We start from the raw sequence: 25422 nt of genomic DNA on the forward strand, positions 1-25422 counted from the left end.
GAAGGGCGGCTGGTGCATCGAGAATCCGATGCACCAGCCGCCCTTCTCGTTGCGTCACGCCGCCTCGAACGCCCGCCGGATCAACGGCGCCGCCTTCTCCAGATCGGCCGCCGAGGCGAGACGTACCTCCAGGTCCCCGGTCCCCAGGTGCCCGACGCCGCGCATGTCCCGAGTGAAGCCCTCCTCCAGAGCGACCGAGTCCGGGTCGAGTCTGAGATAGACCAGGATCGCCTCGTGCTTCGGACGGAAGATCACCGACGCGACGTTCACCAGCCGCCGGTAGGCGATGTAGTGCCGCAGCAGCGCCACCTCGACCTCCCCCCACGCCGTGAGCGCCTCGTCCAGCTCCGCGTACAGATCCCGCAAGGACTCCGGCACGAGCCCGGCACCTGTCGGCGCAGGAGTCGCCGGGGCCGCCGGCGCGCTGTCACCCACCGCGTCCCGCTCACGGCTCCGCCGAGACGAAGCGGCGCTCGGAGATCCGGGCGAGGAATCGACGAGCAGCAGGCTCAGCAGGCCGCCCTCGAAGACCCGGTAGCGCACCAGGTCGATGCGCTCGGGCAGCCACTGCACGGCCACACGGTCATGGTGGGAGAAGCCGGCCGCGATGCAGACCATCCGCGGCCGACGCCAGTCGATCGACTCGGCGGCCTCCGCCCCCAGCACCTTCCTGACGAGCGCCTCGAACTCGTGCTGTGCCGAGCGCAGCCAGGACAGATACGAGACGGCCTGCGACAGCACCCCGCTGTCGGAGCCCCTCTTGAACTCGATCACGACCGGGCTGCCGTTCTCGTCCAGCCCCAGCGTGTCGATCCGCCCCCGGTGCCACGGACCAGTCGCATACTCCGACGCCACGAACCGGATGCCGAGCATCTGCTCCAGACCGGCCTCGACCCGCCGCTGCAGCTCCACCTCCAGCGCCACCGTCGAACCGGACAGCTCCACATCGCGACCGTCCGCGTCCCGCCGGAACAGCATCAGCTCGGCCACCAGCGTCCCCTCCCGTGATCTCCGCAAGAAGACCAATCAACGGGAGGCTCGGGGTATTCCCCCGTTGGGTAACGGGAAGGGCGGCTTGCCCAGTTCTTCGTGCTGTCGACCGTTCGGATCAAGGGATGGCCTCGCATGCTCATTAGGGGTGGCCGCGTTTGCTCCGTACCATCGGGCCCGAAATTCTGATGAGAGGGGTGGTGCCCTATGAGCAGTCAGTTCCTTGGGATCGCTGAAGCGGCCGAGTATCTGGGTATGTCTCAGCGGTGGATGTATCGCGATTCGCGGAGGCATGGCCTTCCTCGCTACTACTTCGGGGGGCGGCTAAAGTTCAAGGTCGAGGACCTCGAACGATGGGCGCAGCAACAGAAGGGTGCATGAAGAAGGGGCCGGGTGGCAACCCGGCCCCTAGTGTTTTCGCGTTAGAGACCGGCCTCAAGGACCTTGGCTGCGCGGCCGATTGATGCTGGCATCAGGTGGCGATAGATGCGGTACGTCATGTTGATGTTGGAGTGCCCCATCCACTCGGCTACATCGGTGATGGGGATTCCCTTGGACAGGCAGTTCGAGGCGAAGAAGTGGCGCAGCGAGTACGGGTTCAGCTTCCGTGTGATGCCGGCCCGCTTCCTGGCCGCGCTCCACTGGTAGTCGAGCGTCGTGTATGCCCAGTAGGGGCTGCGCTGAGTACGTAGCAAGAAGCCGTTCTGGTCCGCGCCGACGTCGTGCGCGTACCTGAGGAGGGACTCCCGGACCGTTGCCGGCATAGGGACTTCGCGGAAGTCGCCAGCCTTGCGGTGCTTGAGCGGGGCGCGCTGGCGGGTCCTCCCTTCGATCTGCTCGGTGATGCGGTACACGTCGTCCGCGACCAATCCTTCGAGGTTGGCTGCGAACGCTTCACCGTTCCGGTGCCCGCACCCGGACATCAGGTCGATGATGACGACGAGGGCCTTGGATGCGACCCCCTTGAGGGCATGGATCTCCTCCACGGTGGGGATAGTGATCCGATTGGGGATGTACTCCGGTGGGACAACTCCTTGGAAGGGGTCGTCGGCTATCCCGCCCCTGCGGTGGGCGTCCCGGAGGATCTTCTTGAGGGTGTCGAAGGCATTCTGCTGTGTGGCCAGCCCGACCTTGCGTTCCTCCATCGACATGATGAAGTCGTCGACGACGGTCGGCGAGAAGCTGTTGATCCGACGTGACTCGATGGCGGGGAGTATCTGGCGGTCGAGCAATTGCTTGACCGTGCGTACCGTGCCGGGTGCGAAGTGGCGCTGACGCGGCAGCCAGGCGCCTGCGTACTCCCCGAAACGCTGCTTGCCCAGCGTTCGTTTGATCTCGGACTGCTGCACGGGAGTGCTGCGCTTCTCCCTGTAGACCTGTGTGAGACGGTCGAGGGCGTCGTCTTGCGTCGGGTAGCCCGACTCTTCACACTGCCGCCCCGTTCCGTCGCGGAAACGGATAGCGTAGGGGTGCGCGCATCCACCCTGCCGTTTGCAGCTGCAGGTCTTGAAGAAACTGCCCATCCCGCGGATGAGTTTGGTCGCCACCGACACCGCTCCTGACTCATGCTGGGAGTTTGCTGACCAACGGCTCCGCAGCATGGCCCTGACCTGCGGCCGCACCAAACTAAGGCACGTTGATCAGCATCCTCACGGGTATCTCCTCATGAATCTAGCAGGCAAGCCGTTGGGCAGGGTTTTTGCAGGTCAGGGTAGGTGAGAAGAGTTGTGGATCTTGGCGGTTCTTGGCCTGGAACGGTGCTCCTGTGCGGTACTGATGCCGAGTTCATGCTGACGTTTCTGACGATAGATCAGTTCAGGTTCGCTTCGATGGGCTTTGCGCGTGCGCAGCAAGGCGAAATTATCGACGCCCGACCGCGTACCCGCACAGGTCGGAAGTGGTCAGGAGCGTCGGCGTCCAGTGACACGGTGGGCTGGAGGGCCATCCGTGTCCGGATGGTGTATCCGCTTGCTGACCCTCGACCTGCGATGCGGCGCCTGAGCATGATTCCTGGGCTGGAACGGATGGATCACCGCTGGCCCGACAGCTCGCCCGCGCCATGGGTTCCTTCTTCAAGGACTGCGGCTGCGCGAAGCCCACCCGCTGCCCACACCCGTACGCGACGCGCTCGGCAAGCAACGTGAGGAGTCCGTTTACGGCACGCAGGCCGACGCGATCGAACGCCTCACCCAGCTGTAGGCGGAGCACAGCATCAGACGAAGGCCGCTCCTCATGTCTGGAGAACAGCCGAAAACCCCGGCAAGTTCGAGGTCACGTCCGAGCGCAGACGATAGACGCCAAGCCAAGTGCTGCTCAGCACCGTTGTCGACTGGTATGCGGGCGTGATCGCGCATCATGCGGTCGTAACGCCCAGGAAGCGCAGCACCGCTAGGACGCGGCGGTGGTCGGCGTCCGCCTTGGGCAGGTCGAGCTTGGTGAAGATGCTGTTGATGTGCTTGGCGACCGCGCTCTCGCTCACGACCAGCTCGGCAGCGACGCCGGAGTTGGACCGGCCGCCCGCCATCAGCTCCAGCACCTCCCGCTCGCGCGGTGTCAGCCGGTCGAGCGGATCGCTGTGCCGGCGCACCAGCAACTGCGCGACGACCTGCGGGTCGAGCGCGGTGCCGCCGGCCGCTACCCGGCGTACCGCCTCGGCGAACTCCTCGACGTCGGCGACCCGTTGCTTGAGCAGATAGCCGACGCCCGAGGTGTTGGCGGCGAGCAGATCGGTCGCGTACCGCTCTTCCACGTACTGCGACAGCAGGAGCACGGCGGTACGCGGGTACTGGTGGCGGATCACCAGCGCGGCGCGCACTCCCTCGTCGGTGAAGCCGGGCGGCATGCGCACGTCGACCACGGCGATGTCGGGCCGGTGCTCCTCGACGGCCGCCAGCAGCCCCTCCGCGTCGGCGACTTGCGCGCACATCTCGAAGCCGGCCGCCTCCAGTACCTTGACCACGCCGATGCGCAGCAAGAGGGAATCCTCGGCGATCACGGCGCGCACGGCAGCTCCACGGTGATGACGGTCGGGCCCCCGGCGGGGCTGCGGCAGGAGAACGTGCCGTCGACGGACGCGACGCGCTTGGCGAGCCCGGCGAGCCCGGTGCCGCCGCCGGCCGCTGCGAAATCCGCGCCGCCCGCGCCGTCGTCCGTGACGACCACCAGCAGTGTCTCCCCGATCCGCTCCACGGTCACATCCGCCCGGGTCGCCCGGGCGTGTTTGACCACGTTCGTCAGGGCTTCGGAGACCACGAAGTACGCGACGGCCTCGACCGTGGGTGAGGGGCGCTGCGGCATGTCCACCGCCACGTGCACCGGGATCGGGAGGCGGGCGGCGAGCCCGGACAGCGCGGCGTCGAGGCCGCGGTCCTCAAGGACGGCCGGATGCAGACCGCGCACCAGGTTGTTCAGCTCGGCGATCGCCTCCTTCGCCTCGCGGTGCGCCTCGTCGATCACCTTGCGGGCGTCCTCCGGCAGGTCGCCGAGGGCGGACCTGGCCAGGCCCAGGTTGACGGCGAGTGAGACGAGGCGCTGCTGCGCGCCGTCGTGCAGGTCGCGCTCGATCCGCCGCCGCTCGGCGTCGGCGGCGTCGAGCGCGCCGGCTCGGCTCTCGGCGAGGTCGGCTACCCGGCGGGCCAGCTTCTCCGTGCGGCTGGGGCCGAGCAGGACCTCGGCCGCCCGGGTGTCCAGCCGCACCAGAGCGCTGGTCAGCCGGGGCCCGAGGAACAGCAGGGCGAGGCCGCCGGCGGTGATGTACGCGGCCTGCGTGGTGTACCCGAGGTCGGTGACCCGCCACTGCGGGGGCAGCGCCCAGATCCACACGTAGATGGAGGCGGCCACGAGAGCGGTGGCCCAGACGGCGAGGACGGCGAGGTCCAGGACGGCGAGCAGCGGACCCGCCACGGCGTGGTAGCAGACCTGCCGCCACAAGGCCTGGCCGGTCAGCCGGCGTACCGCCGACTTCCAGTTGCGTCCGGGCCCGGGTGCGGCGGGGCGCGGGAGGTCCTTGCCGACGAGTGCCCGGTAGCGCCGCCGCTGCCCGACGGTCAGCAGGGGTGTCACCACGAGCGTGAGCAGCACGGGCAGCGGAGTCAAAGCCGGCACCAACGCCGCCATCGTGCCGAGCAGCCAGAGCCACAGTGGCACCACGGCGAGGTGGAGCGGCAGGCCGGCGGCAACGAGCGCGGTCCGGTGTCCCGCCCTGCGGAACGGCCGGACCAGCACCAGCTGCAGCCACGTCGTGAGTTGCATGCGTCAAACGGTAAAGCCGCAGGCCATCCCCGTGCCATGACGCTCCCTCCCTGTTCGGGGGTGTACTTTTCTCCACCCCGGGTCGGAACCCTGCGTGACTGACGGCGCCCTGGTGTGCAGCGGAGGGTGGAGCACGTGAAGGGGAGAGCCGGCGGGGAGCGGGGGAAGACGATGCGTCAACAGGTCTTGTGCGATGAGGAAATGGCCGGTGCCGAGGGCTTCGACCGCGCCGAGGTCATCCCGCTCCGCGAAGAGGCGGAGGAGCTGCGCCCGGCGCGGGGCATGCGGCGGGCCGGGTGGCTGCTGGTCGCCTGCGGGCTCGCCCTGCTGCCGTGGCTGTACGTGCTGGCCACCGGCCTGCCGGCCACCGCGACCGCGGCGCACTGGCCGGTCGCCTGGGTCGGGCTCGACGCGCTGGAGGCGCTCGGCCTGATCGCCACCGGCCTCCTCGCCGCCCGCGGCGACCGGCGGCACGCCCTGGCAGCCGCCGCGACCGCGACTCTGCTGGTGGTGGACGCATGGTTCGACACCACGACCGCGGCCCCGGGCGGCGACTTCGCCACCGCGGTCGCCCTGGCGCTCGGCGCCGAGCTGCCGCTCGCCGCGCTGTGCGGCCGGCTGGCGCTGCGGACGCTGAGCCGGCCCGCGTGACGCCGACCGCCCGACTACGTACCACGGACCGAATCGATCCACCGGAGAACACCATGCACCGCATCACCACCGCCCCCGTCGCCCCGCTCCCGGCCCGGACCCGCTGGGCGGTCGCCTCCGGCGCGGGCGCCGCGTCGGTCACCGCCTGGTGGCTGGGCGACACAGCGCCCTATCCGTACGCACAACGCAGCCTGCTCGACGTTCTGTTGTCGTTCCTGACCGCTGGCCGGATGAACGCCGTACTGCGGCCGCGGCCAAGGGAGCGGTTGCTGGACATGGTTGGGAGAGGTCCATGGCGTGTCGCCGCGTGACATCGCCGAGCAGCCGCCTTGGGCTTCTCCTCGGCCCCAGGGCGGCCGCGAGAGAGAGGCCCTTCTTGATGCCACCGGAGATACTGCTTCTTGGGCAGCGGATTCGCCGTTTCGGCAAGGCTGATTCCGAGAGAGTGCTTTCCTGCCGGACCCGGCGGCTGACAGGCGGCCTCGGCCGTCAAGGCGAGATGCCGCCAGACCGCCTGTACGTCTCGGCGTCGCAACCTGGTGGCCGACCACTGGTACGGCCTCGCCGCAGGCGGTGACGGACTTGGCCCTCGACCCGCTCCTTCGTCCACTCCCGTCTCTTCGCGTGACCTCTGAGACGTCATCTCAATTGGCGCCAGGTCTCCCTTTTCAGCTGCTGCCACGTGCGGCCCGACGTGGCCACGAAGACGATCGCCGCCGGCACCTCCCGGTCGCCATGCCGGCGCCGACCACCGCCCTCAGGCCGCGACGGCGCTTCCGGCACCACTCGCCGGAACGAGCGCGGCCGCCGCTGCAAGCTGCCGCCTCACCAGCGTGCCTCGTGGGCCTGGTCGCGGCGGTGGCTCGGTGCCGTTCGGGGTCGAGGTCCTTCGGGTATCCGAGGTGGGTGTCAATGACGGTCGGGTGCAGGGGATTGTGTATGGAGGTGGTGGGTGAGGGTGTCACCGAGGGCGGGGGTGGGGGCACCGGTGTGGGCGATGCCGAGCTGGGTGGCGAGGGTGGTGAGGTGGAGCCGGACGGTGGCTTCGAGGAGTTGGGCGTAGGTGTCGGTGCTTGTGCGAATCTGCCGCCAGCTGGTCACCGCGATCCCTGCGGAGAGAGGGAGGGCAGGCCACCACCAGTAGGTCAGGGGGAAGTAGAGGATGGCCCAGGCGGTGAGGGTCGTGGCTTTGATGAGGGCGGTGCGGGCGGTGGTCAGGTTGGTGCGTGTGGGTTCGGGCAGGACCGTCCAGAGATAGGGCCACACGATCGGCAGGTGAAGGTGCAAGTCACGGTTCACGCGCACCGTGACGGCATGGAGCCGGTCGCCGCTCCAGGTGGGCCGGTCGGGTTCCTCCAGCCCGATGCGGGTCCGTTTCTGGTTGGCGGCATACCGCTTGTTCCGAGCGGTGAGTTCGTCCTCGGTGCGCGGGCGGTGGGCGCCGTCTGCGAAGCGGGCTGCTTCCGCGGCGGCGAGGAGCTCGTGATAGGTCGCGTGAGCTTCGGTCCATGCCTGGCGGCGTCGGTCGGTCTGCCGTTCGGCGACTCGACGCAGGGGACGTGGCCAGTTCCGCCAGTCGGGAGCGAGAGTCACGCGCTCCACCACGGAGGCGAGCGCCTGGGCAGCCAGGCCGACGGCAGCGGCAGCCGTGAGGATCGCGGCGAGCAGGACGATCTGTCCGCCGATGGTGGTTGCAAGGGGGTTCTCGGTCCAGGTGGTGATCGCACGGACGAGTCGGGGAACATCCAGGGCGTGCGCCCACCCGAGGGTGTGGGCGGTAGCGCCGGTGGCGAGAAAGAAGACGCCGGGCAGCACCAGCAGGGTGAGCCAGCGTTCGGCGAGCTTTCCTGCGAGTCCGGACCAGAACCCGATCACCTGGGCGTCTCCGATGCGATCACAGGATCGTCCGTTCCAGTTGCCGGCCGGTGAGCGCGCAGATCAGCGGGAACACGGTGGTCTGGTCGGGGCGGCGTCCCGCGCATCGAGCCAGCGGACACACATAGATCGGCTCGAAGGGAGTGTCAACGGAAACACCGGGCAGATGGAGGCCCCGCTGTGTGGATGCCTGCCACACGCCTGCCTGATCACCTGCGGCTTGGACTGCTCGGTGCAGTGCTTGCAGGAGACCCTGGAGTTCACTCACGCCGGGTCGCCGGGCAGCGGTGACAGCGGCGGTGAGGGCTTGCAGCTCGGGCGGGTCGCCTCCGGTGCCCTGGGCCGGGCCGAGAAGGCCGCGCAGGTAGTCCAACCGCCGGCATACGTAGGCCAGCGCCGGGCCGATGCGGTCGTCGGGCGGGTCGATGGCTGCGCCCATTGCTGTCCCCTCTTGTGGTCTCCGGTAGTCGGGGTCGCGCTGATCCACGGCGTGGACCCGCCGCACGCGACCGGGAAGCCTGCAGCTATAGCGTCAATACGGACATAATGCATGCCCTGGGCCCCCGATGCTGAGAGCAGCCTCATCGCTATGGGGGTACGCACTGATGGGGGCATGGGTGGCTGAGCGCGAGGAACTCCTGGAAGCCGTGGCGGCTCGCCTGCTCGACGCCAGAGATGCGCAAGACCTGTCCCGGTTGCTGGACCCGGCCGTGCCGGCCGAAGCCGAAAGGCTTAGGCGCCTGCTCGACGATCAGGACGTGGAGGCCCGGTTTCTCCTGGGCTGGCTGTACTGGCGCCGCTACGGGGCACAGCCGGCAGGCCGGGGCCAGGAGGACTTGAACCATGCAGTGGACATGCTGACCAACTGCTTCGTCTTCGGCATCCCGGATGAGCACCTGCCCGAACCGCTGCTCCCCTTGCTCGCCGAGGAAGCCGTCGACACTGCCCTCGCACTGCATCAGCAGGTACTCGACTCATCCGACCCCGCACTCATCGACGCCACCGCTCGTGTGTGGCAGCGCATCGTGCTCCACACCCCTGCTGACCACCCCGGTCGAGCCGCCTACCTCAGCGGCTTGGGGACCGCACTCGGAGCCCGGTTCGAACGTCTGGGCGACGTGGCTGATCTGGACGCCGCCATCGATGCCGGCCAGAAGGCGCTGGAGGCCACCCCCGCCGACCACCCGGACCACCCCTCGTACATCGGCAACCTGGGGAATCTGCTGATGGCCCGGTTCGAACGGTGGGGTGACGTGGCTGATCTGGACGCGGCCATCGACGCCGACCGAAAGGCGATGGAGGCCACCTCCGCCGACCACCCGGACCACGCTGTATTCCTCAACAACTTGGGGAACGCTTTGCGCGCCCGGTCTCGTCGGTTGGGCACCGTGGCTGATCTGGACGCAGCCATCGGCATCGGCATGAAAGCGGTGGAGGCCAGCCCCACCGACCACCCCGATCGCGGCAACTTCCTTACCAATCTGGGCAACGCCCTGATGATCCGGTCTCACCGGCGAGGTGACGTAGCTGATATGGATGCGGCCATCGACGCTCTCCGAAGGGCGGTGGACGCCGCCCACATCGACCACCCCAACCGCAGCCTGTTTCTCAGCAACCTGGGGAACGCACTGCGTGCCCGGTTCGTACAGTTGGGTGCCGTGGCTGACCTGGACGCGGCCATCGATGTCGGCCAGAAGGCGGTGGAGGCCACCCCCGCCAACGATCCCCACCGCGCCGGGCGTCTCAGCAACCTTGGGAGCGCCCTGCAGGCCCGATTCGCACGGTCGGGTGCCGAGACCGACCTGGAGGCAGCCGTCGACGCCGGCCGGGAGGCGGTGGAGGCCACGCCACCCGACTATCCCGAGCGCGCCGTCTACATCAACAGCCTGGGGAACGCGCTGAGGGCCCGGTTCCAGCGGTGGGGTGACGTGGCTGCCTTGGACGCGGCCATCGATGCCCTGAAGGAGGCGGTGGAGGCCACGCCACCCGACCACCCTGAGCGCGCCGTCTACCTCAACAACTTGGCCAATGGATTCATGGCCCGGTTCCAGCGCCTGGGTGACGTGGCTGATCTGGACGCGGCCGTCGAGGCCGACCGGGAGGCGGTGGACGCCACTCCACCCGACGACCCCAACCGCGCCGAGTGCCTCAACAACCAGGGGAAGTCTCTGCTGACCCGGTTCGAACGGTCCGGCGCCACGACAGACCTCGACGCTGCTGTCCAGGCGTATGTGACGGCCATGGAGGTGGGTTCGGCTACGCCGTCGGTACGCGCCCGAGCAGGGCATGCGGCGGGGCGCCTGTTGGCCTCCTGGGACCCCGGGCGGGCAGCCGAGCTGCTGGAGAGTGCCGTGCGATTGCTGCCGGAGGTGGCGCCACGGGGCCTGGCCCGGACGGATCAGCAGGATCTGCTGGGCGGATTGGCCGGGCTGGCCGGAGACGCGGCAGCACTGGTCCTCGCCGACACGTCGGCTCCCGCGGACGAAAGGGCGGGCCGGGCTCTGGGCTTGCTGGAGTCAGGCCGGGTGCTCCTGCTGGCACAGGTGATGGCGACCCGGGGCGATCTCACCGATCTGCGTGCCCTGCATCCGGATCTGGCAGAGCGATTCACCGACCTCCGTGACCTGCTCGACCAACCACCCACCAGCTCCGTGTGGGGCGCCTCGATCGACGTCGAGTCGGCGCCTGAGCAGGCACGGGCACGGCGGCGCGCGGCGACCGAGCTGAACGCAGTGCTCGAGCAGATTCGCGACCTGGAGGGCTTCGCCTCCTTCGCCCTCCCTCCTACGGTCGAGGACCTGATCAGTCAAGCGTGGCAAGGGCCGGTCGTGACGTTCAACGTCAACGAGTATCGCAGCGATGCCCTGCTCCTCACCGAGCAGAGCGTCACCGTCGTGCCCCTTCCCGACCTGACACCCTCAGTAGTCATCGACCGCATCCAAGCCTTCCACCAAGCCCTGACCGACAGCAGCGATCCTGATCCCGACGCCGATCGGGCCACCGCTCAGCAGCGGGTGCGCGAGACTCTGGCCTGGCTTTGGGATGCGGCCGCCGGCCCGGTCCTGGACGCACTCGGCTACACCCATCCTCCCGCCGAAGAGCAGGACTGGCCGCGGCTGTGGTGGGCGCCCGGGGGTCTGCTCAGCCTCCTGCCTCTGCACGCCGCCGGCCACCACACCCCGCACCACGACCCGAGCCACCAGACCCGGACGGTCCTGGACCGAGTCGTCTCCTCCTACACCCCCACCATCGGAGCCCTCCGCCATGCCCGCCTGCGCACCGCCCGAACACCGGTACAAACTCGGACACTCATCGTCGCCATGCCCTCCACCCCCGGCCTGGAAGGGCAAGGCCGATTGCCGGCCGTGACTCGCGAAGCCGCCCTGCTGCAGGCCCGGCTGCCCCAGCCCGTCCTGCTTGCCGAGCCCGATGGCAACGCCACTACGAAGGAAGACCAGATCCCCACGAAAGCAGCGGTGGTCACCCACCTGACCGAGACCGCGATCGCCCACTTCGCCTGCCACGGTGACAGTCACGCCACCGACCCCTCCCAGAGCCTGCTGCTCCTGCACGACTGGCAACAGGATCCACTCACCGTCGCAAGCCTCACCCCGGTCAACCTCGACCACGCCCGCCTGGCCTACCTGTCAGCCTGCTCCACAGCCCTCACGCTCAACCCGGACCTGCTGGACGAGTCCATCCATCTGACCTCAGCATTCCAACTCGCCGGCTTCCCCCACGTCATCGGCACCCTCTGGAAGATCAACGACGAATACTCCGCCGACATCACTGACGCCTTCTACACACGCCTGACAGACAATGAAGGGAACGTGGACACGGGCCGGGCGGCTCATGCCCTGCACGGCACCATCCGTAGCCTGCGCGACCAGCTTCCTCTCACCCCGTCCCTGTGGGCCGCTCATCTACACGCCGGCGCCTGATCCCCACCGCACGACCTTCCGGACTCCCCGACGGTGTCAGTCGGCAGACCTGATTGCGAAAGCATCCGGGTTCATTGGACGCACGCCTTCCCTGTCTTCATTCGTTCGTTTGCCGACACTCGCCTTCAGGGGATGGGAGGACACGCGATCTTGTTACGACTGCGGAGGGTTCTGCGGCCACTGCTAGCCTGCGGTCCATGATCAAGGGTGGCTTGGCAGGCCGAATAGGCCGCATGGCGGGGGACAGCAGGCCGGAGCGCGTGCTGGTCGCCGCCAGTTTCGTCAACCGGGTCGGCAACGGTCTGTTCAACGCGGCGTCGGCGCTGTATTTCACCTTCGTCGTGGGTCTGCCCGCAGTGCAGGTCGGTGCCGCGCTCACCATCGCCGGAGTGATCGGCCTGGGCGCGGGGATACCCGGCGGGCATCTCGCCGACCGGCGCGGCGCGCGCACGATCATGATGCTCGCCCTCGCGGTCCAGGCGGTGTCGATGGCGGCCCTCGTCCTCGTCGAGAGCTGGACCGCGCTCACGGTCATCGCGACGGTCGACCAGATCGCCGCGGCGGTCGGTGGGGCGGCCTGGGGCGCTCTGGTGGTCCGGGTCGGGGGTGATCGCCCGGCCAGGTTTCGAGCGAAGCTGCGCACCTTCGTCAACCTGGGCGTCGTCCTGGGAACGGTGGGCGCCGGGCTGGCGCTGGCCGCGAACACCCGCGGCGCCTATGTCGCACTGATCCTCGGCAACGCGGCGAGCTTCGCCCTGTGTGCTGCGCTGTTGCTCCTGCTACCTCGCTACCCGGTGCTGGCGGCACCGCCGCAGCAGCGTCGCTGGCTCGCGTTCGCGGACCGTCCGTTCCTGACGTTCACCGCCCTCTACGGGGCCATGGGACTGCAGTATCCGGTGGTTTCCCTGCTCCTGCCGATCTGGATCTCCCAGCACACCGAAGCGCCGCGCTGGACTGTGGCCGCGCTGTTCGCCGTCAATTCCGCCTTCTGCGTGCTGATGCAGACCAGGATCGGCTCGCGTATCGAGACCCCGCACGACGGCGGCAGGGCGTTTCGCACCGCGGGGCTGCTCTTCCTCGTCAGCTGCCCGATGATGGCGCTGGCGGCGTACGCCCCTGTCTGGGCCGCGGCGGGACTGGTCCTGGCAGCGATCTTCGTCCACAGCCTGGGAGAGGTCTGGGAGTCCTCGGCGTGCTTCGCCCTGGGTTTCGGTCTTGCCCCCGACCACGCCCAGGGTCAATACCAAGGTGTCCTCGGTCTCGGTTTCAGCACGGGCCAGGCTCTCGCCCCCGCGATTCTCACCACGGTGGTGCTCGGCCTCGGCACGGCAGGCTGGCTGCTGCTGGCGTTGTTCTTCGCGGCGCTGGGTGCTGCCGGCCCATCTCTTGCCCGCTGGGGTATGCGGACCCGGCCGCAGCCGGGCGTTGCCGCGAAAGTGACGGGATGACAAGGGAGTAGGCGCCAGAAGTCTTCCGCGTGGTGTGGAGCGGTGCGCGTGCGCGTGCGTGTGCATCGCGCTGCCGCTGGAGCAGCGACCTGGCATGGGTGGTCAGGCCGCCTGGCCGTAGCCCTCCGCGCCGGGGCCATCGCCGCGCAGCGGACGGCCGACGTGGGGCTCCGCGTCGGATCAGGTCAGGGTGCCGCGTTGCGCAGGTCGGGTCGGTTCCTGGGCAGTCCGAAGCCCGCCATCTCCTTCTCCTCGTAGGACAGGAACCCCAGGCTGCGATAGAACGCGTGGTTGCGTGTGCCCTCGGGCGTCGACTCGTGGTCCGTGGACAGGAGGAAGAAGCGGCAGTGCGAGTACCGCCGCATGAGGTGCTCGACCAGGGACCGGCCTACGCCCTGCCGGTGGTACGCCGGGTTGACCACGACATCCTGGACGTAGCAGATGTGTTCGTCGTCGGAGATCGTCCGGGCCAGACCGAGGAGTGCTCCCGAACCGTCTCGTGCCGTGATGACCAGGTGGGAGTTGGCCAGCCCCCGGCACAGCCTGTCGACGTCGCGGGTGTACCCCTCCCAGCCGACCGAGCCGTACAGGCTCAGCATCTCCTCCGCATCGAATGCGTCCTCTGTCGCTATGAACACGCTGCAACCCTCCATGTCGCTTCGTGACACATCTGTTTGCCCCGCTCACCGCTCACAGAACGGAAGCCCCGGGAGCCGTGAAGATCCGGTCCAGGTGGTGGCGGAGCACCGCGACAGCCGCCTCCGGACTCCTCTGACCCACGAGGACGCTGGTGCCCAGGGTCGCCGCCATCGCGAGCAGGCTGATGGCCTCCGTCCGCGCGTCGGCGTCCGGGTCGGCCAGGCCGGCCCCCTGCGCCTGCTCGAGGAGTCCGGCCATGGCGTTCTCCGCGGTGTCGGGGTTGTCGATGAAGGGCTGGGCGGCCAGCGCCTTGTCGGTCACCGACAGGATCGCGTAGGAGCTGTACAGCAGGTGAAACGTACGGCTCTCCTCGTCGGTCGGCAGCGAGGACGACAGCAGCGCCTCCACCATGGCGCGCGGGCCCGGGTCCGGGCCGGCGGCAGCCAAGCAGGCACCCACCCTGGCGGTGAAGCGGTCGGTCAGGTGCCGGAGGCCGTAGAAGAGAAGCTTCTCCTTGGTCTCGAAGTAGTACTGCACGAGCCGGAGTGACACACCGGCCTCCGCGGCCACATCGCGCATGCCGACGGCATGCAGCCCCTGCCGCGCCGCGACCCGGATGAGGGCCTCGGCGATCTGCGCGCGCCGCTCCTCGTGATCCACACGCTTCGGCATGTTCCCGTGTCTCCGCCCGTCGACAGTGGGGTCGCGCTCCGCTACCCGAATCCCTTCATGATACCGATGTACCACATTGATGATACGGTCGTACCACGAAGAACGGATCTTCATCGGAGGTGCCGCCGTGCCCGAGAACGCCGCCCGCATACGCCGCGACGTCGGCCGCTACGTCAACGACACGCTGCGCGACCGCTACTTCGCCGCCGCCGAAACCCTCTACGCGATGGGGGCAGCCGCCCGCTCCGAGACGGACGTCGAGACCAGCTTCGGCACCACCCATGTCTACCGGTACGGGCCCTCGGACCCCGCGGCCGAGTCCCGGACGCCGATCGTCCTGATTCACGGCGCGGGCTACAGCTCGGCGATGTGGTACCCCAACACCCCCGGGCTCAGCCTCAACCGCCCCGTGTACGCCCTCGACACCCCCGGCGACGCCAACCGCAGCATCCACCGCGAACCCATGTGGCAGCCCGAGCGCGCCGCGCAGTGGATGGACGAGGCCCTCGACGCGCTCGGCCTCGACCGGGTCCACCTCGTCGGCTCCTCCTACGGCGGCTGGCTGGTGCTCAACCAGGCACACCTGCGGCCCGGACGGCTCGCCTCGGTCACCGCCCTCGACCCCGGCGGCCTGGAGAAGGTCGGCTTGCGCTTCTTCACCTGGGTCTTCATCAGCCTGTTCGCCACCTTCGCCCCGAAGGCATTGCGCCCGCGTCTCGCTGCGTGGCTGGACCAGCCGGTCATCGCCATCCCCGAGATGCGCGAGTGGATCCAGCTCGGCGCCCGCGCGTACCGTATCCGCCGCCCCGCACCGCTGCCGCTGACCGAGGACGCGCTGCGATCCATCCGGACCCCGCTCTACGTCATCATGGGCAAGCACAGCCTGCTCGTACACCCCAAGCGCCAGCTGGAACGCGTACCGCGCCTCGTCCCCGGAGCCCGCGCTGAGATCATCACCGCGACCGGACACGGCCCGCAGATCGACCACCCCGACGTGGTCAACGCGCGGATGCTGAGCTTCATGGAGGACGCCGACTCCGTCGACCCCGCTGCGGTCGGCGGCGCATAGGGATGCCGTCGCTCCACCAACCACCAGGTGGGGTCAGCGGGGGCTGGGCGGGGTCAGGCCGGCCTCGTGCGCGGCGATGGCCGCCTCCACCCGGTTGCGCGCGTCCAGCTTCGTCAGCACGGCGCTGACGTGTGCTTTCACCGTGCCCTCGACGAGGTGCAGTCGGCTCGCGATCTCCGCGTTGGACAGGCCTGCGCCGAGTCCGGCCAGCACATCGCGCTCCCGCTCCGTCAGACGGTCGAGGGAGCGGTGGGGGTGTGCCGACCGGTGGGCGCGCATCCCGGCGATGACCCGGCCGGCGACACGCGGCGACAGGTAGGCGCCGCCCGCGCCGACCGCCCGTACGCCGTTGAGGAGTTCCCTCGGATCGTCCGCCTTGAGCAGGAAGCCGTCCGCGCCTTCCTCCAACGCCCTGGTGATGTAGTCGTCCTGGCCGAACGTCGTCAGCATGATCACACCGACCGGCGTCGGCTCCGCGCGAAGCCGCGCCACCGCCGTCAGCCCGTCGAGGCCCGGCATCTGGATGTCGAGCAGGACTACGTCCGGCCGGTGCCGGCGGGTGAGTGCGATGGCCTCGCGCCCGTCGCCCGCCTCGGCGACCACGTCGGCGTGCGGGTCCCGGGCCAGGATGGCGCGAACGCCGGCCCGGACCATCGCCTCGTCGTCGGCTACCAGGACCCGGATCGGGCGGCTGTGCGGTGTCGTCTCTTCCACGCGACGAGCCTACGGTCGTCCCACCGCTGCGCGGGGCGCCGCTACCGCGGATCCGTCCTGGGTCGCAGCGGCCCCCCGACGAAAGGCAGGGCGCCCCTTCCCTTCGGCCCATGGGCGTCGGCCGCGGGCGCTCGTAGCGTCGCTGCCGTACGGGGGTCGTGGCTGCTGCCACGTGCCGTACGCCGCGCTCCGCGTCCCGTGCGCCGAGTACCGCGGCCGACAGCGAAGGAACTACTTCCGTGATCAGCCTCCGAGGACTGACCAAACGCTACGGCGACACCCTGGCCGTGGACGACCTGACGTTCGACGTCCGTGCCGGTCGGGTGACCGGCTTCCTGGGCCCCAACGGGGCCGGGAAGTCGACGACGATGCGCATGGTCCTGGGCCTCGACCACCCCACGCGCGGGCGGGCGCTGGTCGCCGGCCGGCCCTACGAGGACCTGCGCCGTCCGTTGCGGGCGGTCGGCGCGATGCTGGACGCCCGGGCCGTCCACCCGGCCCGTTCCGGCCGCGCGCACCTGTTGGCCCAGGCCCGGTCCAACGGCATCCCGGCCCGCCGCGTGGAAGAGGTGCTGGAGACGGTGGGCCTGGCGAAGGCGGCCCGCAGGCCGGCCGGCACGTACTCGCTGGGCATGAGCGGGCGTCTGGGTGTGGCGGGCGCCCTGCTCGGCGACCCGCCCGTACTGATCCTGGACGAGCCGGTCAACGGCCTCGACCCGGACGGTGTGCGGTGGATCCGCCGACTCGTTCGCGACCAGGCGGCGGAGGGGCGCACCGTGTTCCTCTCCAGCCATCTGATGAGCGAGATGCAGGTGACGGCCGATCACCTCGTCGTCATCGGGCGGGGGCGGCTGCTGAGCGACACCTCCATGGCGGAGTTCCTGGCCGCCGCGTCGCCGGCGTCGGCCCGCGCCTCGGTGCCCGATCCGGAGGCGCGGTCCAGACTGGTCCGCCGCCTGGCGGCAGTGGACGGCGTGAGCGTCGAGGCGGCGGCGGACGGCACGGTGGCCGTCGCGGGCAGGACCGCTGCCGAGGTCGGCGACCTCGCCCACGAGTGCGGAGTACGGCTACACGCGCTGAGTGACGTCCGGGTGTCGCTGGAGCAGGCGTACATGGACCTGACCGCGCGAAGCGTCGAGTACGCGACGGGCACCGACGACGACGGGGGACGAGGGTGAGCACGACGACCATGGCGATGGCCGATGGCGGGCGGACCGTGGGCGACGGGCGGGAGCCGGAAGGGCGCCGGGCCGGCGGTCTCGCCGGGGCCGTCGCCTCGGAGTGGACGAAACTGTGGTCCGTCCGGGCCGCCTCCCTCAGCCTCGTGGCGGGCTTGGTGATCACCGGAATCTTCACCTTCTACTACGCCTCGATCGCCCGCATCAACGAGCATCCGGTCCAGCCCGTCGGGAACGCGGCGGCCTCCTCCGTCGTCGTCACACAGTTCGTCTTCGTCGTCCTGGCCGTGGTCGCGGTGACCTCCGAGTACACGGCGGGGACGGTGCGCGCCTCGCTGTTGTGGGTGCCGCGGCGACATCGGGTCCAGGCGGCGAAGGCACTGGTGGCGGGCGTGGTCGCGTTCCTCGGCGGTGGCGCGTTCGCCGTGGTGGGGACGGCCGTGGCCTGGTCGGCGTTCGACGGCCGGGCCTCGTTCGACGCGGGCACGACCCTCGGGCAGGCCGTCGCCGTCGGGGTCTACCAGGGGCTCGTCGCCGTGCTCACCGTCGGCGTGGCCTTCGCCGCGCGGCACCCGGCCGGCGCGCTGTCGGTCCTGGTCACACTGTTGTGGGCGCTGCCGAGCGTGCTCCTGGGGCTGGGCGGCGACACGCTCGCGGCCGTGAACGACCGTCTGCCCCACGGAGCGGGCGACCACTTCCTGCGCGTCGGCGGCGACGGCCCGTACTCCTCGGCGACGGCCGTGCTCATCGTGGCAGCCTGGACCGCGGCGGCGCACCTCATCGGCCTGTACGTGCTGCGCCGCAGGGACGCCTGACGCGGCGTCGGTCCCGGTCCTGTCTCGTCGCCCGCCGAAGCCACCGTCCGGCCGGGCGGGCCCGTCCCACAGAATCGACCGGGTACGTACGCCATGTCATCGGCCGGAAGGACATCCACGCACCATGCGGCACCCTCGCATCCCCCCGGTCAGGTTCGTACTCATCGACGGAGCGCTGTGGGGCGTGCTCGCCGCCGCCACCGGGTACGGGTTCCGGGACGCGGGCGGGGCCTCGCTGGTCATGGACCTGCTGCTCCCGCTGACCGTGCTGGCCGTGGCCGTGCCGCTTTCCCGTACCCGGCCCGGGGTCGCGGTGCTCCTCGTCAACGGGCTGTGCGCACTGGGCCTGGCCGACGCGGCGACCCCCGCCAACGCCCATGTCCTCTCGCTGGCCATGCTGAGCTGTCTGCTCGGTGTGCGGGTCGCCCGAGGCCGGGGCCCGCTGCTGGTGCTCGCCTCCTGCCTCGCCGTCGACATCGCGGCCTGCGCGGTGCTGCGGGTACCGGCCGTGTGGTGGTTCTACGCGCTGACCGTGCTGCCTACCGCCCTCCTGCTGCCGTGGCTGGCGGGACGGCACTGGCGCGGCCGGCGAGAACTCGTACGGGAAGGATGGCGGCTGGCCCGGAGCCTGCAGGAACGGCAGCACCTCGTCGCGGAGCGGGCCCGTCTGACCGAACGGGCGGACATCGCCGCTGACATGCACGATTCTCTCGGCCATGCGCTGAGCCTGGTCGCCCTGCGCGCCGGAGCCCTGGAACTCTCCCCCGACCTCACCGAGGGCGACCGCGCCGACCTCGCCGAGCTGCGCGGCACGATCGCGGACGCCGTCGAGCAGCTGCGGGAGACCGTCGCCGTCCTGCACGAACCGGGGACGGGCCCGTACCCGGGGACGGGCCCGTCCGGCCTGCCCGTCAAGGACACCGTGGAGGACCTCCTCAGCCGGGCGGTCGCCTCGGGGGTACCGGTGCGCTGGGAGCGGCGTGGAGCGGTACCCGTGCTCCCGCCGATGGTCGAACGCGGGATGTACCGGGTGGTGCAGGAGGCCCTCACCAACGCCTTGAAGCACGCCCCGGACAGCAAGGTCAGCGTGGCGATCGACCACGAGCCCGACCGCACCCGCGTGACCGTCGTGAACGCGGCCGCGCCCGGGGCCGGGGCCGGGCAGTCCGGAGGCCAGGCGGCCGACATGGGCGGCCGGGGACTGACCGGGCTGCGGGAGCGGGTGACGGTCCTCGGCGGCACCCTGCGGACCGGCCCGCACCGGGGCGGCTTCCGCGTCACCGCCGTCCTCCCTCACCGGCCCCCTGCCCAGGCGACGCCACCCGGCACCGACACGGCCGTCGGTTCCGCCCAGGAGGCCACCGAACGCCACGCGGCGGTACGGCGCTCCGCACGCCGCCGGTCGATCGCGGCCTTCGCGGCGCCGGTCGTCGCGGCGGCGTTCTTCGTACCGGCCGCTGTCTACCTGGCCTGGCAGCTGACGACCGGTGTGCTGACACCGGCCCGGTTCGACGAGCTGGAACCGGGCCGGTCCCGCACCGAGCTCACCCATCTGCTCCCGGGCGGTGCCTTCCCGTACCCTCCCGACCACGCCCGTTCCGCCCCCCGACCGCCGGGTGCCGCTTGCGAGTTCTACCGCTCGGGCCGCGACCTGTTCGACCAGGTCGACCTCTACCGCCTCTGCTGGACCGACGGCCGCCTCGTGGCCAAAGACACCTGGGAGGCGACCGACAGCGGCCGTACGTCCGGATGATCCAGGAAACCTACTGTCGGGCGTCAGATCCACCCCATGGCCGGGACCGATACGAGGCCCAGCACGTGCTGGGTGAGTTGCCGAGACCGGCGGTGTACACACGGCCACCCGACCTGATCCCCGAAGCGCTCGCCGCTGCTCCCCGGAGGTCATGCTCCGCTGGTCAGAGAGCAGACCGGCGGCCGTGTCGTCCGGTCCCTCTGCCACGAGCCGATCCGCCGCCCTGCGACGAGGACGCGCCTCTCGACCCAGGTACCCGGTCTTCCGGTCGCTTCGTACTCACGGCGTCCCGCGAACCGTGACGACCGGGCAGTGCGCGTGGGTCATGACGGCCTGGCTCACCGAACCCAGGAGAAGTCCGGCGAGACCGCTGCGCCCGCGGGCACCGACCACCACAAGCTGAGCCGTCCTGCTCGCCTCGAGCAGCACCTCGCGCGCCTTGCCGCTCACCACGTTCCGTGAGACGGCGACATCCGGATGAGCGTCCCCGCGGCCCGCAATCGCTTGGGCCAGCAGCTGTTCCGCGGCCTCCGGCGCCGAGCCGGGTGAAGACTTGTCCGGCTGCCACGCATGAACAGCCACAAGGTCGGCCCGCCGCAGTACGGCTTCGGCGAAAGCGACGTCGATTGCTGCGTCACTGTCAGGGGACCCGTCGACCCCCAGTACGACAGGCCCAGTGCCGACGGAGGTCCGGTGCTCCTCACGGACCGTCATCACCGGGCAACGGCTGCGGGCGGCCAAGGACACAGGTGTGGATCCCAGCAGCAGGCCCGCGATGCCTCCCATGCCTCTGGAGCCGACGACGATCAGGTCAGCGACCTGCGACTCAAGTTCCAGCACGTGTACCACGTCACCCGTCACCACGGCCCTGGTCACTTGGACCTCCGGCGCCACCCCGAGGGCGTGGGCCGCCGCCTTGTCGACCAGCGTCCTGGAACCCGGGTCCGGCACCTGGTGCCTGGGCTTGATCGGGATCTCGGCATGCACCACACGCAGCGCAGCGCCGCGCCGCGCCGCCGCTGCGGCGGCTGCCTCAGCGGCGGTGAGGCTCATGGACGAGCCATCCACCCCGACGACGACCAGATTGCCCATATCCACTCCGATCCGTGATTCTCAGCCTCGCCCCGTAGGCCTGCCGCTGCAATTCCTGCGCTCCTCACGTACCGCGTGACGGCGCCCCTCCCGGAATGCTCCCTTGGGCCTCGCGGTCAGGACCCGAGGTGACCCAGCGATCCGGTGTCTGCCGGCCTGCCAACGCCTGGGAGATGCCGGTCGGACAGGTTACGTGTGCCCCGTACCCGATCCAGGACCAGTCCGAGAACGCAGTACACCCGTGCCGACCAGGCCCCGGTAGCCCCCCTCGCAGACCACCGGGCGCCCGGCCCACCGCATCCCGAAACCGAGACTTCAGGACCTGGGTCTCTGCGCGGTCTCAGCCCACGTGGGCTCAGCAGGTTTGACAACGTCTGACAGATCACAAGAATCAGCCGGTTCAATCCGCCATGCTTCGCCTCCCTGCCCACGGAGCTCTTGAACCGGAATAGTCGGCCCCTTCGTCGGTGATCCCGGGAGCGAGGTAGCAGATGAATCCATCCTTCTGGTCGGCTCGGTGGCTGGCTTCTGCTTGTGACAACCCCACCGCGTGTCTCCGTGAGTGGAGACTGAGCGAGCGGGGGGTGGCACTCTTGCCGGCGGGGCGGCTCTGGGACGCCCTGGCGGTCCCGGAGATGCTGGGGCACAGCCTGCTGAACGCAGTCGCCCGCAACGGACAGCCGGCGACCGGCCCGGTGCTTCGCAACAGCAGGCGTCAGGAACTCGTGCTGCTCATGACGCCAGGCAAGCCCGCCATGAATCTGGAGCGGGCCGCCCGACACCTGACGACCGGCACCTGGCTGGCCGTGCCCGACCCCAGCCGGAAGGTGACCGGTCTGTCCTGGCTCGTCCCGCCCGACGGACATGGAACGCTCTTCTCTCCAAGGGACGTCTATCCCGTACTCACACCATTGGTGTCAGGGAATTGAAGGAAGGAGCGGGGAAGGGAAGCGGCCGCGCATCTCTCAGGCTCCGGACGGTCCTTCCCCGGCGAGCTTCTGGGGCTGGGCTGAGGGCGGCTCGTCCCGGATACCTCTCCGCGCTCCTGCACCGCTTGGTCTGGGGCGCCCGTCACGATGTCTACCGGTTGAGGGGCAGGTTGCCTGAGGTTTCAGAACCAGGGGAACGCGAGGTGTGATCCACGAGGCGGGTAGGGAGATAGGTGGCGAAGGCGTAGGGGGACGTGCGTTCCGACGGCTGATCTGCCCAGGCCAGCCGTCGCTCAAGGTCGCCGACTCCAAAGAAGTTGAGCCAGAGCCATTTCTGGTTCTGGCTCAACTTCTGTGGTGTGGCTGCGCGGCGAGGTGCTGTTCGTCCGCGACCTCGGGGACCGCAGCTCTGCTGCCTACTGCTGGGCGAGCGTGCCCTGCTCCGTCTCGTAGAACGAGAGCCCGCGGCGGATGTCCTCGCGGGAGTACTTCATCGGCGGGAAGCCTTCGACGCTGAACTCGTAGTTCTCGGCCGCGCCGGGAACCTTGAAGGAGAAGTCGAAGCCGCATGCCTTCAGCGTGGAACCGACGGCTCGGCCGGGCTGGAGCTTCTGGGTACCGAGAGTCTTCCCCTCCTCGTCCGTCACGCGCACCTCCGCCCCAGGCTTGACCTTGGAGTCCGCCGGGGGCGTGCAGGGCTTCCCGGCCTCGGGACCCTTCCCGTCGGTGGACAGAAGTACGGAAAGACGCCCGCTGATGGCGAGAGTCACGGCAGACGGCGCGGCCGTGGGTGTCGTGTCGTTCGTCGCGCCGGCAGAGCAGGCAACCAAAGCAGCCATGCTCAGTACCAGGCCACAGGCCCACAGCGTTCTCATGCTTCCCACCCCTTTGGCCTGTGGCGGACCGTTCCGCACAGGTAGCGCTTCTACGACCGGGCCGCCGCCCGCCTGCCGGCCGTCGGGGAGTTCGACGGCGACGAACCTGCTGGCAGTTGGCCCCCGCCACCACCTCCGGACCGCGGTCATGCCATGAGGTGGTCACGGCGAAGGGGCGGGTGGCTCAGTGAGGTACGGCGTTCAGTGCGGCGCGGGCGATGTCCACGGTGGAGGCACTGCACGTCGGCGCGGGAAACATCTCGCTGCCGAGGTCGACCTGAACGGTGAGGTTGCCGTCCCGGACGGAGAGGGAGCAGGCGGTAGTGGTGTCCGACGCGCCCCGGAAGGCCTCGTCGCCGAACCCCAGATCGCCCACCGTCCTCCCTCCGGCCGCCAGAGCACGGAAGGCCTCGCTCTGAACCGCCGCAGCGTCGTGGGCACCGTCTTCGTGGCGCAGATTCCACAGGACCCGAGCGCTTTGTGCCCCGCCGACCCTGCTTCCGAACCACGTGCAGCCGGTCTGAGTCTCACCGCTCGCCGAGGAGTGGCGGTCGCTGTCCCGGTCCCGCGGCGGGAGGGGCAGCGCCACCGCCAGTGTGTCGCATTCCTGGAGAGCCCTGTACTTCGCAGGCGCGCTCGTTCCCTCATCGGGCCACAGACCGTACGCCGTCCCGCCGAGCGCAGCTGCTGCCAGTACGCAGACGGCCACCGCCACGGCCCGGCGGGGTGTGCGGACCGGCGGCGGATCCACTCGGGCAGCGGCCGTCTCCGTGGGCAGGGCAGCCCGCTGCTCCCCGGCCGTCGGGGCCGACACGTCCCGCTTCGGGATCGGGGGCCTGGGGGGCGGCCCCGAGCCCTCGGTCTCAGCCGGCTCGCCCCGGTCCGACACCTCGGTCGATCCGGCCCTGCCCGGCTCCTCCGCCTGTCGGAGGGCGTCCACGACGGTGTCCTGCGGGCCGTCGAGCAGTTGGTCGATGGCGGCCCGCTGCGAGGCGATCATCCGGTACACGGCGGGTGGCCACTGCCGTCCCACCGGCGCGACGGGGCCCAACAGCCCGAGCAACCCTGCCGGGGTGGGCCGGGCCCCCGGGTCCTTGGCCAGGCACCGGGCCACGATCTCGCGCAGCCCGGTCGGTAGGCCGCTCAGGTCCGGCTCCGCGTGGACCACGTCGTAGAGCGTCTGGAGGGTCGACGATCCGACGAACGGGCTCCGGCCCGTCGCCGCCATGACCAGCACCGAGCCGAGCGAGAACACATCACTGGCTGCCGTGAGCCGTTTCCCCTCGGCCTGCTCGGGCGACATGAAAGGCGGCGAGCCGATCACCAGGCCGGTCCGGGTCAGCCCGAGGTCCCCCTGGTGCTCCGCTGCCGTCTCCGCCGTCCGCGCGATGCCGAAGTCGATGACGCGAACGCCGTCTTCGGACAGGAGGACGTTGTCGGGCTTGAGGTCACGGTGGATGAGCCCCACCCGGTGGATCTCGGCGAGCGCCGAAGCCAGCCCGGCCGCGAGTCGGCGGACCAGGTCCTCGGACAACGTCCCGACCTCCGCCACCGCGGCGCCCAGTGAGGGTCCGGCCACGAACACCGAGGCCAGCCACGGTGTCGAAGCGTCCGCATCGGAGTCCATCACGGGCGCCGTGTAGGCCCCCGAGACCTTCTGCGAGGCGGCCACCTCCCGTCGGAAGCGGGCGCGGAACCCGTCGTCGTCGGCCAGGCCTGCGTGCACCTGCTTCACCGCGACGAGCCGCCCGTCAGGCGCTGCCCCCAGCAGCACCCGTCCCATTCCGCCGCTGCCCAGCTCGGCCAACAGCCGGTACGGACCGGAGGAGACCGGATCGGAAGCCCTCAGCGGCCTCATTGCGTCGCCGCCGAAGGTTCGATGGTACCCGGCACGTAAAACCCCTCGTCATGCCAATCGGCTTGCTGCGCGGCCGACTTCGCGCCGGACCGCGCACTGACCGGTCCATTAGACGTAATCGCGGTCAACGCCGTCCACTGGCCGTCGCCCAGCAGGCGCCAGACGTAGTCGCGCCGCTGCTCAGCGCGGCCGCCGACGCGGCGCTCTTCGGCTTGACCGGCGCTGACCTGGCCGAGCAGGGTGAGACCATCGGCACCGGCCGGTACGGGGCTGCGGGTCAGCACTGCCACGCCGACGGCTCCGTTGAAGTTCGCCGGCGTCCGGCCGGCCATGGCCCGCCAGGCGCGCCCTATCGGTCGACCGCGCCGTGATCCGGCGGTTGTCGGGACGCGCCGGGCAAGTCCCTACGTGCGGGGCGCAGTCCGGCCGATCGGTGGCTGTCACGGTGCCGGACTGGGCTGACACGCTGCTGGATCTGGTGGGGGTGAACTGGCCCAACGTCGACGAGGACGCCTACCGGGAGATGGCGGACGCGTTGCGGGAGTTCGCGGACGATCTCGCCGATGACGGTCAGCTGGCCAACAACCACATGGAGCGTCTGCTGTCGTCGGGTCACGGCGAGGCGATGGACGCGCTCAACGAGCACTGGACCAAGGTCAAGGGCAAGCACCT

General features: G+C 70.0%; 24 protein-coding genes. 11 read left to right on the forward strand and 13 right to left on the reverse strand.

What is annotated here, in order from left to right; all coding sequences use genetic code 11:
* Positions 1–54 precede the first annotated feature (54 nt).
* Entirely contained in the window at positions 55–990 is a 936-nt protein-coding gene (locus IE237_RS32825; RefSeq protein ID WP_189805794.1) for a DUF5655 domain-containing protein, read from the reverse strand.
* 207 nt (positions 991–1197) lie between these two features.
* Between IE237_RS32825 and IE237_RS41650 the strand changes: the two genes are divergently transcribed.
* Positions 1198–1371, forward strand: a complete 174-nt coding sequence (locus tag IE237_RS41650; protein WP_189805795.1) for a helix-turn-helix domain-containing protein — start codon at positions 1198–1200, stop codon at positions 1369–1371.
* A 41-nt stretch (positions 1372–1412) separates the two neighbouring features.
* On the opposite strand, the gene IE237_RS32835 is transcribed toward IE237_RS41650, so the two are convergent.
* The 3 genes from IE237_RS32835 to IE237_RS32845 all read right to left on the reverse strand — a co-directional run bounded on the left by IE237_RS32835 (position 1413) and on the right by IE237_RS32845 (position 5241).
* Positions 1413–2537 carry a tyrosine-type recombinase/integrase gene (locus tag IE237_RS32835; RefSeq protein WP_229843123.1) on the reverse strand — a complete coding sequence of 375 codons (1125 nt, stop codon included), beginning with the start codon at positions 2535–2537 and terminating at the stop codon, positions 1413–1415.
* Positions 2538–3343: 806 nt separating this feature from the next.
* Positions 3344–3994 (reverse strand): response regulator transcription factor, encoded by a 651-nt coding sequence (locus IE237_RS32840; RefSeq protein WP_189805796.1) that lies wholly within the window; start codon positions 3992–3994, stop codon positions 3344–3346.
* Entirely contained in the window at positions 3982–5241 is a 1260-nt protein-coding gene (locus IE237_RS32845; RefSeq protein ID WP_189805797.1) for a sensor histidine kinase, read from the reverse strand. The genes IE237_RS32840 and IE237_RS32845 overlap by 13 nt, the downstream gene beginning before the upstream one ends.
* A gap of 135 nt (positions 5242–5376) precedes the next feature.
* Between IE237_RS32845 and IE237_RS32850 the strand changes: the two genes are divergently transcribed.
* Together IE237_RS32850 and IE237_RS32855 are read left to right on the forward strand one after the other, a co-directional pair.
* Positions 5377–5892 carry a hypothetical protein gene (locus tag IE237_RS32850; protein ID WP_189805798.1) on the forward strand — a complete coding sequence of 172 codons (516 nt, stop codon included), beginning with the start codon at positions 5377–5379 and terminating at the stop codon, positions 5890–5892.
* 53 nt (positions 5893–5945) lie between these two features.
* Complete coding sequence (locus tag IE237_RS32855) at positions 5946–6203, forward strand: hypothetical protein (protein ID WP_189805799.1); 258 nt, start codon at positions 5946–5948, stop codon at positions 6201–6203.
* Positions 6204–6801: 598 nt separating this feature from the next.
* Here IE237_RS32855 and IE237_RS32860 read toward each other — a convergent pair.
* Positions 6802–7767: a hypothetical protein gene (locus IE237_RS32860; protein ID WP_189805800.1), complete on the reverse strand. Its 966-nt coding sequence runs from the start codon at positions 7765–7767 to the stop codon at positions 6802–6804.
* A 19-nt stretch (positions 7768–7786) separates the two neighbouring features.
* Positions 7787–8206, reverse strand: coding sequence for a hypothetical protein (locus IE237_RS32865; RefSeq protein ID WP_189805801.1), 420 nt, complete (start codon positions 8204–8206; stop codon positions 7787–7789).
* 178 nt (positions 8207–8384) lie between these two features.
* Here IE237_RS32865 and IE237_RS32870 point away from each other — a divergent pair, with 178 nt between their 5' ends.
* Both IE237_RS32870 and IE237_RS32875 read left to right on the forward strand, forming a co-directional pair.
* Positions 8385–11708: a CHAT domain-containing tetratricopeptide repeat protein gene (locus tag IE237_RS32870; protein WP_189805802.1), complete on the forward strand. Its 3324-nt coding sequence runs from the start codon at positions 8385–8387 to the stop codon at positions 11706–11708.
* Between the two features lie 197 nt (positions 11709–11905).
* Complete coding sequence (locus IE237_RS32875; protein WP_189805803.1) at positions 11906–13156, forward strand: MFS transporter; 1251 nt, start codon at positions 11906–11908, stop codon at positions 13154–13156.
* A 185-nt stretch (positions 13157–13341) separates the two neighbouring features.
* Here the strand turns inward: IE237_RS32875 and IE237_RS32880 are convergent, their stop codons facing one another.
* Together IE237_RS32880 and IE237_RS32885 are read right to left on the reverse strand one after the other, a co-directional pair.
* The gene (locus IE237_RS32880; RefSeq protein ID WP_229843126.1) at positions 13342–13794 is read right to left on the reverse strand and encodes a GNAT family N-acetyltransferase; all 453 of its coding nucleotides are present in this window, start codon (positions 13792–13794) and stop codon (positions 13342–13344) included.
* A 52-nt stretch (positions 13795–13846) separates the two neighbouring features.
* Positions 13847–14467 carry a TetR/AcrR family transcriptional regulator gene (locus IE237_RS32885; RefSeq protein WP_189805805.1) on the reverse strand — a complete coding sequence of 207 codons (621 nt, stop codon included), beginning with the start codon at positions 14465–14467 and terminating at the stop codon, positions 13847–13849.
* A 127-nt stretch (positions 14468–14594) separates the two neighbouring features.
* On the opposite strand from IE237_RS32885, the gene IE237_RS32890 reads away from it, so the two are divergent.
* Positions 14595–15536: an alpha/beta fold hydrolase gene (locus IE237_RS32890; protein ID WP_189805806.1), complete on the forward strand. Its 942-nt coding sequence runs from the start codon at positions 14595–14597 to the stop codon at positions 15534–15536.
* Positions 15537–15569: 33 nt separating this feature from the next.
* On the opposite strand, the gene IE237_RS32895 is transcribed toward IE237_RS32890, so the two are convergent.
* Positions 15570–16250 carry a response regulator gene (locus IE237_RS32895; protein ID WP_189805807.1) on the reverse strand — a complete coding sequence of 227 codons (681 nt, stop codon included), beginning with the start codon at positions 16248–16250 and terminating at the stop codon, positions 15570–15572.
* Positions 16251–16489: 239 nt separating this feature from the next.
* On the opposite strand from IE237_RS32895, the gene IE237_RS32900 reads away from it, so the two are divergent.
* The 3 genes from IE237_RS32900 to IE237_RS32910 all read left to right on the forward strand — a co-directional run bounded on the left by IE237_RS32900 (position 16490) and on the right by IE237_RS32910 (position 19996).
* Complete coding sequence (locus IE237_RS32900; RefSeq protein ID WP_189805808.1) at positions 16490–17428, forward strand: ATP-binding cassette domain-containing protein; 939 nt, start codon at positions 16490–16492, stop codon at positions 17426–17428.
* The gene (locus IE237_RS32905) at positions 17425–18243 is read left to right on the forward strand and encodes an ABC transporter permease (RefSeq protein ID WP_229843128.1); all 819 of its coding nucleotides are present in this window, start codon (positions 17425–17427) and stop codon (positions 18241–18243) included. Before IE237_RS32900 ends, IE237_RS32905 begins: the two co-directional genes overlap by 4 nt.
* A 124-nt stretch (positions 18244–18367) precedes the next feature.
* Positions 18368–19996, forward strand: coding sequence for a sensor histidine kinase (locus tag IE237_RS32910; protein WP_189805809.1), 1629 nt, complete (start codon positions 18368–18370; stop codon positions 19994–19996).
* 279 nt (positions 19997–20275) lie between these two features.
* Here the strand turns inward: IE237_RS32910 and IE237_RS32915 are convergent, their stop codons facing one another.
* Positions 20276–21088 carry a universal stress protein gene (locus IE237_RS32915; protein WP_189805810.1) on the reverse strand — a complete coding sequence of 271 codons (813 nt, stop codon included), beginning with the start codon at positions 21086–21088 and terminating at the stop codon, positions 20276–20278.
* A 584-nt stretch (positions 21089–21672) separates the two neighbouring features.
* Between IE237_RS32915 and IE237_RS32920 the strand changes: the two genes are divergently transcribed.
* Positions 21673–22017, forward strand: a complete 345-nt coding sequence (locus IE237_RS32920; protein WP_189805811.1) for a hypothetical protein — start codon at positions 21673–21675, stop codon at positions 22015–22017.
* A 416-nt stretch (positions 22018–22433) separates the two neighbouring features.
* Here the strand turns inward: IE237_RS32920 and IE237_RS32925 are convergent, their stop codons facing one another.
* The 3 genes from IE237_RS32925 to IE237_RS32935 form a co-directional block, all read right to left on the reverse strand.
* Positions 22434–22664 (reverse strand): hypothetical protein, encoded by a 231-nt coding sequence (locus tag IE237_RS32925; protein ID WP_189805812.1) that lies wholly within the window; start codon positions 22662–22664, stop codon positions 22434–22436.
* 412 nt (positions 22665–23076) lie between these two features.
* Entirely contained in the window at positions 23077–24750 is a 1674-nt protein-coding gene (locus tag IE237_RS32930) for a serine/threonine-protein kinase (RefSeq protein WP_189805813.1), read from the reverse strand.
* Positions 24747–25040: a hypothetical protein gene (locus tag IE237_RS32935; RefSeq protein ID WP_189805814.1), complete on the reverse strand. Its 294-nt coding sequence runs from the start codon at positions 25038–25040 to the stop codon at positions 24747–24749. The genes IE237_RS32930 and IE237_RS32935 overlap by 4 nt, the downstream gene beginning before the upstream one ends.
* A 143-nt stretch (positions 25041–25183) precedes the next feature.
* On the opposite strand from IE237_RS32935, the gene IE237_RS32940 reads away from it, so the two are divergent.
* The coding region (locus IE237_RS32940) for a hypothetical protein (protein WP_189804266.1) at positions 25184–25422 on the forward strand (239 nt) is incomplete at its 3' end.

The organism is Streptomyces tanashiensis (genome assembly GCF_014648895.1).
Taxonomy (GTDB): domain Bacteria; phylum Actinomycetota; class Actinomycetes; order Streptomycetales; family Streptomycetaceae; genus Streptomyces; species Streptomyces tanashiensis.